The organism is Prescottella subtropica, from assembly GCF_005434945.1.
Lineage (GTDB): Bacteria > Actinomycetota > Actinomycetes > Mycobacteriales > Mycobacteriaceae > Prescottella > Prescottella subtropica.
The window spans coordinates 229,182-241,014 of sequence record NZ_SKCH01000004.1 but is presented as its reverse complement, the minus strand read 5'-3'; the positions used below and the strand labels follow the sequence as shown (position 1 = coordinate 241,014).

Genomic DNA, 11,833 nt, shown 5'->3' with positions numbered 1-11,833 from the left:
CGCTGCGATCCCGCAACACATCGTCCCGGTACCCGAATCACTCTGGTACCGGGACGATGTCGTGCCGCGGTCACACTCCGAACGGTGCCGCGTACCGCACGGTGCCGGCCGGCACGTCGGCGTCCCCGAAGGCGAGGGCCATCAGGGCGTCGTCGGGCACCTCGAACGCGACCCGGACGCCGTGGGTGGAGGCACGGGTGAACCCGAACCGCGGGTAGTAGTCGGGATGCCCCAGCACGATCACACTCGACTCCCCCTGCGCAGCCGCCGCATCGAGCACCGCCCGCGTCACCGCCGCACCCAGTCCCCGATTCTGCAGTTCCGGCAGCACCGACACCGGCGCCAACGCCAACGACTCCGCCCCGTCCACGTGACAGCGGGTACACAGCGCGTGCGCGACGACGCTGCCCGCATGCTCGCCGTCGTCGGCGACCGCCACCCACGACAGGCCGTCCACCCACGCCGCATCGGTCCGCAACGCGTCCACCAGGTCCGCCTCGTCCGGGCCGGGGAACGCGGCGAGCACCACCGCCCGCACCTGCGCGGCGTCGTCGGGATGTTCGGGGCGCAGCCGGAATCCGGGCACTACAGAGGTCATCCGCCCAGCATGACGCCGCCCCCGGAGTCGGGGCAATCGGTTTTCCGCCCCTGGGTAGGCTCGGCGCGTGGACTACCTGCCCCTGACGCCGACCGGCCAGACCCCGATCCGTGCCCTCACCATCGCCGGCACCGACTCCGGCGGCGGCGCGGGCATCCAGGCCGACTCGCGCACCATGGCGATGCTCGGCGTGCACGCGTGCGTCGCCGTCGCGGCCGTCACCGTGCAGAACTCGGTGGGCGTCAGCGGCTTTCACGAGATCCCACCCGAGACGGTGGCCGCACAGGTGCGCTGCGTCGTCGACGACATCGGGGTCTCCGCCGCCAAGACCGGCATGCTCGCGTCCACCGCGATCATCGAATCCGTCGCGCAGGTGTGCCGGGAGGTCGGCATCGGGCGTGACGGCGCGATCCCGCTCGTCGTCGACCCGGTGTGCGCGTCCATGCACGGCGATCCGCTGCTGCACGCCGAGGCCCTCGACGCCGTCCGCACCACCCTCATCCCCCTCGCCTCGCTGGTGACCCCCAACCTCGACGAGATCCGGCTCATCACCGGCATCGACGTCGTCGACGACACCACCGCCCGCCGCGCCGCCGAGGCCCTGCACGCGCTCGGCGCACAGTGGTCCCTCGTCAAGGGCGGGCATCTGCGGACGTCGGAGGCGTCGACCGACCTGCTGTTCGACGGCGACACGTTCCACGAGTTCACCAGCCCGCGGATCGACACCGGTAACGATCACGGCGGCGGCGACACCCTCGCCGCGTCCGTCGCGTGCGCGCTCGCCCACGGGTATGCGATGCCCGACGCCGTCGCGTTCGGCAAGCAGTGGGTCACCCGCTGCCTTGCGGCGTCGTACGACCTGGGTGCCGGACACGGCCCCGTCTCCCCGCTGTGGCGACTCGACCCCGACGCCGGTTCAGTGTGAGAAATCGCGGAAGGTCATCACGAAGCCGACCGCGACGACCGCGACCGTGGTGATGTAGACGGTGACGCGCAGCCAGGACGGGCCACTGTAGGTGACGGCCGTCGAGGCGGCCAGCGCCACAATGATCATCAGGACGCCGTAGAGGGGCGTCCGCTGGGGATGCTCGCCTGCACGCATGACCCCAGTATGCGCCGCGGGCGGTTGCTGCGGCATCGGCCGAGAGCAGATCGCAACAACCACCCGCGTCGTGCTCACTGTGGGATCGGGCGCACCACGAACGCCGGCAGATCGTTGGGGACACCCCGCTGCGGCGGCGTGAGCAACCCCCGCCGGTACCGCTTGGCGGTCAACCCCAGCTCGGTGAGCCGGTCGGCGCCGATCGCGTCGTACGTGTTGCCGGAGACGACGACGTTGCCGTCGCCGCCGAGTTCCATCATGCGGGCGGCGACGTTGACGTCCACCCCGAACCAGTCGGCACCGACGGCCTGCGGGGCACCGGTGTGCAGGCCGACACGCATCCGCGGCCGGTAGCCGTCGTAGTCGAGGGTCGCCAGCGCCGCGCGGGCCGCGAACACTGCCTCGACCGCCTTGTCCGGGTGGTCGAACACCACCATCAGCCCGTCGCCGAGCCGTTTGACGACGCTGCCGCCGCGCTCGGACATCGGTGGTTCGATGGTGGCCGCGACGTCGCGCAGCAGCGCCAGGGTGGGGCCGTCACCCACCTGCAGTGACCAGCTCGAGAAGCCCACCAGGTCGGTGAACACGATGGTGACCTCGCCGTTCGCGGGGCTGCCCCACGTCTTCTCGAGCATCACCTGCAGCACCTGCAGCGCCGCCATGCTCACCTCGCGGGACGCGCCCGGGCCGGTGTCGATCATGCGGGCCGCGGCCCGCGCACCCCCGGGGCCGGTGGTCGACAGCGGGTCACCGAACGACGGATCGCCCGGGAGCGCCCGGCGCAGCCGCCGGACGGCGTCGACGAGGGAAGGCAACCGGTCGGCGTCGCGGACCCACTTCGCAACCGAGTCGGTGACCGTGGTCGGGTCACTCTGGTCGTCGTTCACGGCGGCCAGAGTAATCCTGGCCGGCCCGCCTCGCAGAAGTACCTGGTACCGCCGGTACCACCGTGGTCTATTTCGGTGTCCCGGCGCGGGCCGTGGCCCGTGCGTCCCCCGCGTCCGGCACCCCGTTCGGTCCGTCGATCGACTGCGCGTATTGCCCGATGCCGTAGGCGATCGTCCGCACGTTCGTATCGAGTGCCGCCCGGTCGACGGCGTCCAGGGTGTCGCGAACGGTGTGATAGTTCGGGTCGAACATCGTGTCCGCGTCGCCACCCCACTTGCGGGCCTGGGCTGCGGTCTTCGTCTCGTCGGCACCCGTGAACAGGCCGCCCGCCGGAATGCCGGCGGCGATGAACGGGCCGTAGTCGGAGCGGCCGTCGAAGTCGGTGCCGTCCGGGGAGGTACCGGACTGCAGCAGGATCGCCTCGAACGCGCGCTCGATACCCGCCGATCCGTCCGGGCCCGGCCCCTCCCCCACCGCATCGGAATCGTCGCCGTCGTACACGAAGTAGCCGGCGTTGTGGGAGCCGACCATGTCGAAGTTCAGATACAGCGCGATGTCGGCGCGGGCCGCGTCGTCGAGTCCCGCCACATACGCCTCGGAGCCGACGAGTCCCACCTCCTCGGCACCCCAGAACGCGAACCGCACCGCGTTGGAGATCTCGGGGGACGCCCCGAGCGCCCGGGCCGTCTCGAGCAGCGCCGCCACCCCGGACCCGTTGTCGTCGATACCCGGCCCGGCCGGCACCGAGTCCAGGTGCGCGCCCGCCATCACGACGTTGCCGCCGTCACCGGTCCGCGTCTGCGCGATCACGTTGCGGGACACCGCCGAATCCGTCGTGGTGTCGAGAACGAGGGTCACCGCTGTGTCGTTCGCGGCATCGCGCAGCGCGGCACCGTCGGCCTGCGTGACGGCCGCCGACGGGATGCGGGCGGCGTCGCGTCCGCCGAGGGTGCCGCCGATGAGGTCCTCGTCGACGTTGTCGGCGACGACCACTGCCGCCGCCCCGCGATCGGCGGCCACCTGCTGTTTCCGTGCGAACGGGCAGCCGCCACGGTCGACGAGGACCACGGCGCCGGACGCGTCGAGTCCGTCGTAGCTGCTCGCGTCGCAGCCCGGCGCCTCCCCCGGAGCCAGCGGCACCAGCCGCGCCGTCAGCCCGCCGGGCGGGGTGGACGGCGAATAGCCGAGCGTCGTCGTCGGCACGTCCCGGCCGCCCACCCGCAGCGTCTCGGCCTGCACGGTGAACACGTCGACGGCGAATTCCGGTGTGTCCACATCGAATCCGGCGTCCTCGAGCTGCCCGACGACGTAGTCGACGCTCGCGTCGTAGCCCGGGGTGCCGACGGCCCGGTTGCCGCCGTGCTCGTCCGCGATGCGCTGCAACTGCTCGAGGTCACCGAACGCCGTATCCGGATCGACCGCCGCGGCCAGGCTCGGCCCGTCCACGGGCACGTCGACATCGTCGGGGTCACCGCACCCGGCCACCAGCAGTCCCGGCCCGAGCAACAGCACCCCGAGCATGCCTGCCAGCACGGTGCGCATGCCGCGACGGTACCGGACGACGAAGCGCCCGACCGGAAATCGATTCCGGTCGGGCGCTTCGTGGCTCAGTCGTGTCCTCAGGCGTCGCGCTTGTTCACGACGACCAGGGCGACGCCGAAGACGATCGCGACGAACGCCGCGAAGTAGATCAGTCCGCCCCACGGCCCCCAGTGGAAGCTGCCGTTGCCGCTGCCGGTGAGGAAGTGCGACGCGTTGTTGAACGGCCCGAACTCGGTGACGTACTTGCCCACCTTGGGGATCATGACGCCCATGCTCTCGATCACCAGCGGCCACATCAGCAGCAGCGCGATGGCGCCGGCCGACTGGCGCAGCAACGTGCCGACACTCACCGCGAGCACCGCGAGGAGTGCGTAGTAGATCGGGATGCCGAACAGTTCACGGAGGCTGTCGCCGTCGGACAGTGACAGCGACAGCCCGGACGTCACCTGCGCCACCAGGAACGACAGCAGCGCGATGACGAGGCCGAGCACACCCGCGACGACCGCGAGGAGCACGGCCTTGCCGCCGATGACGCGGGTGCGGTTCGGGACCGCCTGGAACGTGGTGCGGATGACCCCGAACCGGTATTCGGTGGTGACGGCCAGCGCCGCCATGATCATCACCAGCATCGACCCGAACTGGGCGGCACCGAGCTGGGTGAACGAAACGGAGAACTCGCCGAACGACTCGTCGCCCGACGACCTCATCGCCTTGTACGAGACACCCATGATCGCCGCGAAGCCGACACTGACGGCGACCGCGATGAGGCTGCACCAGATCGGCGACTTGGTGGATGTGAGCTTGATGCGCTCGGCATTCAACACGCTCATCGGAGCGCACCTCCCTGGGTCTGCGGAACGGTCTGCGCGTGGTATTGGACGTCGTCGCCGGTGAGCTTCATGAACGCGTCCTCGAGGGAGCCGCGCTGCGACGACAATTCGTGCAGCACGATGCCGTTGGCGCCGGCGAGCGTGCCGACGTCGTCGGTGCGCGCCCCGGACACCACCAGCACCGGCTGATGGTCGGCACCCGGATCGACCCGGACCGCGAATCCCTGCCCCGTGAGGACGGACTGCAGCGCCTCGAGTTGCGGGCTGCGGACCCGCACCGACGACTCCGACGCACGGTCGACGAACTCCTTGACGCTGGTGTCGGCGATGAGCCGGCCGCGTCCGATCACGACGAGATGTTCCGCAGTGAGCGACATCTCGGACAGCAGGTGACTCGAGACGAGAACCGTGCGGCCCTCCGCGGCGAGGCTCTGCATGAACGTGCGGATCCAGACGATGCCCTCGGGATCGAGGCCGTTGACGGGCTCGTCGAACAGCAGCACCTTCGGATCGCCGAGCAGCGCGCCGGCGAGGCCGAGTCGCTGCGACATGCCGAGGGAGAAACCGCCGGCCTTCTTCCCCGCCACCTCGGTGAGACCGACCAGGCGCAGTACCTCGTCGACCCGCGACTTGGGCAGCGAGTTGGCCGCGGCCATCCACTGCAGGTGTGCCTTCGCCGACCGGTTGGGATGCACCCATTTGGCGTCGAGCAGCGCGCCCACGGTCCGCAGCGGCTGCTTCAACTGCTGGTAGGGCACCCCACCGATCAGTGCGGTCCCCGACGTCGGCGTGTCGAGACCGAGGATCATCCGCATGGTCGTCGACTTGCCGGCACCGTTCGGGCCGAGGAAGCCGGTGACGATGCCCGGCTTCACGGAGAACGTGAGATCGTCCACCGCTCTCGTCGACCCGTAGGTCTTCGTCAGTCCCCTCACTTCAATCATGGGGACCACTCTGCCCGAAACCTCCCTTTACCGCATCGGACTCGGGTCGGTTCCTGTATCATACCCGGGGATGATCCCGACCCCGAGCCGGGGTCGGGGATCACCCCGAGATCAGATCCGCACCATGCCGTCCGGCATCGTCACATCGGTGAGATCGGCACCGGACACGTCGGCGGTGGTGAGCACCGCACCCGTCAGGTCGGCGTGCGCGAGGTACGCGCCCGAGAGTCTGGCGCCGGTGAGGTCGGCGTCCTCGAGATGCACCCCGGTCATGTACGCCCCGGACAGGTCGGCACCCGCCAGGTTGGCGTGCGCCATGTACGTCGACGTCAGGAACGACAGCGTCAGGACCGCGCCGGTGAGGGTGGCGTTGGTCAGGTACGCGTTGGTGAAGTCGGCGTCCGCGGCGACCGCCCCGGACAGGTTGGCACCCGTCAGGTTCGCGCCGCCGAGTTCCGCGGACCGCAGGTCCGCCCCCGACAGATCGATGCCCATCATGTTGGCGCCCGTCAGGTTCGCGCCGGCCAGATCGGCGCCGGACAGATTCAGGCCGTGCAGATCGGGGGCATCGGGCAATTCGTCACGTCGGGCGTTCCACGCCACGACATCCGAGCGCAGCAGGTCGAGGAGATCGGTACTCAACGTCGTCATGGCAGGCCCTCCCGGCACTGGAACCAACGGAGCAGACGCGTCCGAGCCTAACCCGAAATCCCCGAAACCGCGCCGAACCAGCAAGTTCGACGCGATGTGCGGGTGTCGCGCCGACTCACATCGGGGACGACGCCTGCGCCCAGAACCGCTTGGGGATACGTCCGGCATGTCTGGCCTCGTGGCCGGCGACGACGGCGCCGCGCATCGCCGACGCCATGAGCGCCGGGTCCTTGGCGCGGGTGACGGCGGTGGCGAGGAGGACGGCGTCGCAGCCGAGTTCCATCGCCAGGGTGGCGTCGCTCGCGGTGCCGATCCCGGCGTCGAGGATGACCGGGATGTTCGCGGCGTCGACGATCATCTCGATGTGGTGCGGATTGGAGATGCCCAGTCCGGTGCCGATCGGCGAGCCGAGCGGCATGACGGCGGCACAGCCGACGTCCTCGAGTCGCTTCGCCAGAACCGGGTCGTCGGTGGTGTACGGCAGCACGACGAACCCGTCGTCCACGAGCTGTTCTGCGGCGCTGACCAACTCGATGGCGTCGGGCAGCAGGGTGCGTTCGTCGGCGATGACCTCGAGTTTCACCCAGTCCGTTTCGAGTGCCTCGCGCCCGAGTTGCGCGGTGAGCACGGCCTCGGCGGCGCCGCGGCAGCCGGCGGTGTTGGGTAGCGGCGCGATGTCCAGGCGGCGCAGCAGATCGAGCACGCCGGTACCTCCGGCCGCGTCGATGCGGCGCATCGCAACCGTGGTCAGCTCGGTACCGGACGCGACGAGCGCCTCCTCGAGCACCGCGAGGTTCGCGGCGCCGCCGGTGCCCATGATCAGCCGGGATCCGAACGTGCGGTCGGCGATCGTCAACATGTCCGTGTCAGCCACCCTGCACCGCCGTGAGGATCTCGATTTCCCAACCGCGACCGACGTTCTCGGCCCAGCGGCCACGCGGGAACACCGCGCCGTCGACGGCGACGGCGATGCCGCGCTGCGGCAGGTCCAGCCGCTCCAGCAGATCCGTCACGGTCAGCGGACCGTCGAATTCGCGATCCTCCCCGTTGACGGCGATCCCGATCAACTCACTCATTCCAACCTCGCTCATGCCATCACACGTGAAAATCGTTCGGGAGAAGCAGATTCCGCCTCCGCCGGTGGGGTGCCGCCGAGGATCGCGACCGCCGCGTCCGCTGTCAACGGGGTCATCAGGACACCGTTGCGGCCGTGCCCGGTGGCGAGCACCACCCGATCGGACACCCGGCCGATGATCGGCAGGTTGTCCGGGCTCATCGGGCGCAGACCGGCTTTCGCCTCGTACAGCTCGTACTCGCCGATCGCGGGCATGAGTGCCTCGGCGTCGGCGATGAGGTCGCGGACACCGGCGACCGTGACCTGCGTGTCGTAGCCGTGCTCGTACTGGGTTGCGCCGACGACGATTCCGTCGGCCCGCGGCACCAGGTACGACGGGCGTCCGTGCACGGTGCCGCGGATGGTGCGACCCGGTGCGGGGGTGACGCCGGGCCGGGCCCGCAGCCGCAGGATCTCGCCCTTGACGGGCCGCACCGGCAGCCCCGGCCACAGCTGCGCGGCATGCGATCCGGCAGCGAGCACCACTTGGTCGGTGGTGAGCGCATCGAGGTCGGTGACCGAACGTTCGACCAGCTGCACGCCCGCTGCCACCACCGCGGTCCGCAGCGCCTGTACCAGCAGCCGGTTGTCGACGGCCTGTTCGGTGGGTGCGTGCAGCGCCATCCGGATCCCGCGTCCGAGCGACGGCTCGAGTTCCCGGATCTGCGCACGGTTCAGAACCGCGAGCTCGTGGCCCTGGGTGGCCGCGAACTCGGCGATCGTGTGCAGGTCGGCGGCGTCGGCGGCGTCGAGTGCGACGGTCAGCGAGTCGTCGGACGTGAACAGCCGCACCCCGGCGAGGCGTTCGAGTTCGGCGCCGAAACCGGGCCACCGCTGCAGCGACGCCGCCCCGAACGCGAGCGCCGCCTCCTCACCGGGCCAGCCCTCCGACAGGGGGGCGAGCATGCCGCCGGCCACCCACGACGCGCCCGAGCCGATCGCCGGGTCGTACAGCGTCACCGCCCACCCGTGCTGCGCGGCCCGCCACGCGACGGACAGGCCGACGACACCGCCACCGACGACGGATACTGTTCGAGTCACTGTTTTCCACCTCACTCCCTGCGCCGGCATGATCCGGGTCAGGTATGACGGTCGGGACCGGCAGGTCCCCTCTCAGCCCCGCGATCCCCGGGACTCCCGTGTTGATTCGTCCGCTCCAGAGACTACCGTTCGACGTGTGGAAGCCTCCCGGTCCGTCATACACCGCACACCCCGTGAGCGTCTCGCCGACGCACGTCTGTACCTGTGCACCGACGCCCGCCGCGACACCGGCGATCTGGCGCAGTTCGTCGACGCCGCCCTCGCCGGGGGCGTCGACATCGTCCAGTTGCGGGACAAGGGGTCGGCCGGGGAACGCGAGTTCGGCCCGCTCGACGTGAAGGAGGAACTGGCGGCGCTGGCGGTCATCGGCGGCGTGACCCGCCGGCACGGCGCACTGCTCGCCGTCAACGATCGCGCCGACATCGCGCTCGCCGCGGGCGCCGACGTCCTGCATCTCGGGCAGAACGATCTGCCGGTGCACTACGCGCGCCGGATCGTCGGCCCGGACGTCGTGATCGGACGCTCCACCAACAACCGTGCGCAGGCGAGCCTGGCGGCGATCGAGGACGATGTCGACTATTTCTGCACCGGTCCGGTGTGGGCCACCCCCACCAAGCCGGGGCGGACGGCGTCGGGCCTGGACCTGGTCCGCAGCACCGCCGACGCGTCCCCGACCCGGCCGTGGTTCGCGATCGGCGGCGTCGACGAGCAGCGGCTGCCGGAGGTTCTGGCGGCGGGCGCGTCACGCATCGTGGTGGTGCGGGCGATCACCGCCGCCGCCGACCCGGAGGCCGCCGCGCGGGCGCTGTCGGACGCCCTGCGCGGCTGACCTTCGGTCACACCGGTCAGCAGGTTCCGGAGACGCCCGTCGACACGGCCTTCTCGATGAGCTCGCGGCTCTCGGCGGGCATGTCCTCCCACGTCGCGGTCGCCGGGTCGAGGGCCGGCTGGCCGACGGCCTCGGCCTGCTGGTTGTAGGCGGCCACCCACACGCCGGAGCTGGACTTGAGCTGGTCGAGGAACTCGGTGCCGGCCGCGGCCCGGTCGAACGACTCGCCGGACGACTTCGCCTGCTCCTCCGACACGTCGAGGTAGGTCAGGACCTGCGTGCACATCGCCGACACGGCGGAGTCGAGCAGGTCGTCGGAGGACATGTCCTGTGCAGGCTGCCCTGCGGACGGGGACGTGGAGGCGGGTGCCGCGGCTTCCTCGCTGTTGCTGCATCCGGTGAGGACGAGCAGCGCGGCGGGGACGACGGCGATCAGGTGGCGAAGTTTCATGCCGGACATGGTGGCAGGCCGCCCTGCCCGGACCCGAAACGGGTACCTACCGACCGGTGTCGTTCCCGGCGACGGCCGGCCGGCGGAACGCGATCACCGCGGTACCGGCCAGGATCGCGGCGTAGAGCAGCGGATAGATATTGACCAGTACCTCGGTGACGGTCCACCACGGCGGGTACAGGAACAGTCCTACCACCACGACGTGCTCGTCCCACCGGTAGGGCCACGCGCCCGCGGCGAGGTAGACGACGAGGGCCGCGAGCCACCAGCGGGGGTTGCCGGCGGCGCGGTGCACGATCCACACCAGCAGCGGGACGAGCCACACCCAGTGGTGGCTCCACGAGAACGGGGACACCGCGGCCGCGGTGAGCCCGGCGAGCGTCACCGCGAGCAACTGCTCCCCCCGTGCATGCAGTCGCACCACGATCCACATGCTGACGGCGACGACCGCGACGGCGAGTGCCAGCCACAGCAGGACCGGCGCGTCCCGGCCCAGCACGTGGGCGATCGCGCCGCGCAGGGACTGGTTCGCCGGGTGCGTGTCGGGGGCGATGCGGGTGGATTCGAAGAACGTCTTCGTCCAGTACTGCCACGAATCGTCCGGCAGCAGCAGCCAACTCACCCCGACGGTCGCGGCGACGGTGGCGACGGCGACCGCCGCGGCCCGCCACCGGCGCAGCACCAGGTAGTAGAGGACGAAGTAGCCGGGTGTCAGCTTGATACCGGCGGCGATGCCGATCCCGACCCCTTTGATCCGACTGCGGTCGCCGCGGGAGACGTCCCACAGCACCAATGCCATCAGCACGAGGTTGATCTGCCCGTAGAACAGGGTGGTGCGGACGGGTTCGACGAACGTGCATGCGAGCGCCAGCAGCCCCGACGTGGCCACCGTCGACCCGGTGATGCGTTCCCCGAGCATCCGCCGGCAGGCCGCGACGATCACCGCCAGCAGCACCAGGTTCGCGACCATCCAGAGGTACTTGTCGTAGCCGCCGGGCAGCAGGCCGAACGGGATGAACACCAGCGTCGAGAACGGCGTGTACGTGTACAGCAGGCCGTAGATGACGGGCTGGGTGTACAGCGGCAGGTCGGACACGATGTGCCGGGCACCGTCACGGTAGACGTCGAGATCGGTTCCGCCGGCGAAGATCCCGGCCTGCGGCGCCCACGGCGGCACCGTCGCGAACACGAGGATCACGGACACGATCGCCCACAGAGCGAGCACGATCGTATGTCCGGTCCGGCGCGACGCAGCCCGTTCGTCGGTCGTCCCGGTCGGTACCGAACCCTCGAACACAGTCTGTCCCCTCGTCGATCTGCGAGCCCAGCCTAGGTAACACGGCCGATGCCGACGTACCCGGGATCACCGCCCGCACTCACTACACTCACGATCGAATGGACCATCCGGTCTTGCACCGTATGCGGCACACCACGAAGGATCGACCATGATGCGTTTCCTCATCCGTTCCGCGATCTTCCTCGGCTCCGCCGCGATCGGCATCCTCGTCGCGGTGCTGCTGCTGCCCGAGGTGTCGGTGAGTATCGGCGGATTCGTCACCGCCGTCGTACTGTTCGCGATCGCGCAGAGCCTGCTGTCGCCGTTCATCATGAAGGTCGCGGCCCGCAATGCCCCGGCGTTCCTCGGCGGGATCGGCCTGGTCACCACCTTCGTGGCGCTGATCATCGCGTCGGTGTTCGGCGGTCTGTCGATCTCCGGTTGGCGCACCTGGGTTCTCGCGACGATCGTCGTGTGGCTGGCCACCGCACTCGCCACCGTCCTGCTGCCGATGGTCGTGCTGCGGAACAAGGTGGCCGAGAAGAAGGACGGCACCGCGGCCTGATC

General features: G+C 70.2%; 15 protein-coding genes and 1 riboswitch. Of the genes, 3 read left to right on the top strand and 12 right to left on the bottom strand.

Features of this window, described 5'->3' with window-relative positions:
* Window positions 1–70: 70 nt before the first annotated feature.
* Complete coding sequence (locus tag E0497_RS06960) at window positions 71–598, bottom strand: GNAT family N-acetyltransferase (protein WP_170312897.1); 528 nt, start codon at window positions 596–598, stop codon at window positions 71–73.
* A 67-nt stretch (window positions 599–665) separates the two neighbouring features.
* Here E0497_RS06960 and thiD point away from each other — a divergent pair, with 67 nt between their 5' ends.
* Entirely contained in the window at window positions 666–1,523 is an 858-nt protein-coding gene (gene thiD, locus E0497_RS06955) for a bifunctional hydroxymethylpyrimidine kinase/phosphomethylpyrimidine kinase (RefSeq protein WP_137724049.1), read from the top strand.
* Here the strand turns inward: thiD and E0497_RS06950 are convergent.
* The 9 genes from E0497_RS06950 to thiO form a co-directional block, all read right to left on the bottom strand.
* Window positions 1,515–1,700 (bottom strand): hypothetical protein, encoded by a 186-nt coding sequence (locus E0497_RS06950; RefSeq protein WP_137724048.1) that lies wholly within the window; start codon window positions 1,698–1,700, stop codon window positions 1,515–1,517. The genes thiD and E0497_RS06950 overlap by 9 nt on opposite strands.
* A gap of 74 nt (window positions 1,701–1,774) precedes the next feature.
* Window positions 1,775–2,587 carry an adenylate/guanylate cyclase domain-containing protein gene (locus tag E0497_RS06945; protein WP_479681064.1) on the bottom strand — a complete coding sequence of 271 codons (813 nt, stop codon included), beginning with the start codon at window positions 2,585–2,587 and terminating at the stop codon, window positions 1,775–1,777.
* 67 nt (window positions 2,588–2,654) lie between these two features.
* Window positions 2,655–4,130, bottom strand: coding sequence for a M20/M25/M40 family metallo-hydrolase (locus E0497_RS06940; RefSeq protein ID WP_137724047.1), 1,476 nt, complete (start codon window positions 4,128–4,130; stop codon window positions 2,655–2,657).
* A gap of 77 nt (window positions 4,131–4,207) precedes the next feature.
* Window positions 4,208–4,960 (bottom strand): ABC transporter permease, encoded by a 753-nt coding sequence (locus tag E0497_RS06935; protein WP_137724046.1) that lies wholly within the window; start codon window positions 4,958–4,960, stop codon window positions 4,208–4,210.
* Window positions 4,957–5,904: an ABC transporter ATP-binding protein gene (locus E0497_RS06930; RefSeq protein ID WP_137724045.1), complete on the bottom strand. Its 948-nt coding sequence runs from the start codon at window positions 5,902–5,904 to the stop codon at window positions 4,957–4,959. The genes E0497_RS06935 and E0497_RS06930 overlap by 4 nt, the downstream gene beginning before the upstream one ends.
* 111 nt (window positions 5,905–6,015) lie before the next feature.
* Window positions 6,016–6,555, bottom strand: coding sequence for a pentapeptide repeat-containing protein (locus E0497_RS06925; protein ID WP_137724044.1), 540 nt, complete (start codon window positions 6,553–6,555; stop codon window positions 6,016–6,018).
* 115 nt (window positions 6,556–6,670) lie between these two features.
* Window positions 6,671–7,414 (bottom strand): thiazole synthase, encoded by a 744-nt coding sequence (gene thiG / locus E0497_RS06920; protein WP_137724093.1) that lies wholly within the window; start codon window positions 7,412–7,414, stop codon window positions 6,671–6,673.
* Between the two features lie 7 nt (window positions 7,415–7,421).
* Window positions 7,422–7,631: a sulfur carrier protein ThiS gene (gene thiS / locus E0497_RS06915; RefSeq protein ID WP_137724043.1), complete on the bottom strand. Its 210-nt coding sequence runs from the start codon at window positions 7,629–7,631 to the stop codon at window positions 7,422–7,424.
* Window positions 7,632–7,642: 11 nt separating this feature from the next.
* Complete coding sequence (gene thiO, locus E0497_RS06910) at window positions 7,643–8,740, bottom strand: glycine oxidase ThiO (RefSeq protein ID WP_153269347.1); 1,098 nt, start codon at window positions 8,738–8,740, stop codon at window positions 7,643–7,645.
* Window positions 8,709–8,820: riboswitch (TPP riboswitch) on the bottom strand. It overlaps the preceding gene by 32 nt.
* A 26-nt stretch (window positions 8,821–8,846) precedes the next feature.
* On the opposite strand from thiO, the gene thiE reads away from it, so the two are divergent.
* Window positions 8,847–9,539 (top strand): thiamine phosphate synthase, encoded by a 693-nt coding sequence (gene thiE, locus E0497_RS06905; protein WP_137724041.1) that lies wholly within the window; start codon window positions 8,847–8,849, stop codon window positions 9,537–9,539.
* 16 nt (window positions 9,540–9,555) lie between these two features.
* Here the strand turns inward: thiE and E0497_RS06900 are convergent, their stop codons facing one another.
* Together E0497_RS06900 and E0497_RS06895 are read right to left on the bottom strand one after the other, a co-directional pair.
* A complete protein-coding gene (locus E0497_RS06900; protein ID WP_137724040.1) occupies window positions 9,556–9,990 on the bottom strand; it encodes a hypothetical protein in 435 nt (144 codons plus the stop codon).
* Between the two features lie 46 nt (window positions 9,991–10,036).
* Complete coding sequence (locus E0497_RS06895; protein ID WP_241665755.1) at window positions 10,037–11,215, bottom strand: glycosyltransferase 87 family protein; 1,179 nt, start codon at window positions 11,213–11,215, stop codon at window positions 10,037–10,039.
* A 220-nt stretch (window positions 11,216–11,435) separates the two neighbouring features.
* Here E0497_RS06895 and E0497_RS06890 point away from each other — a divergent pair, with 220 nt between their 5' ends.
* A complete protein-coding gene (locus tag E0497_RS06890) occupies window positions 11,436–11,831 on the top strand; it encodes a phage holin family protein (RefSeq protein WP_137724039.1) in 396 nt (131 codons plus the stop codon).
* Window positions 11,832–11,833: the final 2 nt, after the last annotated feature.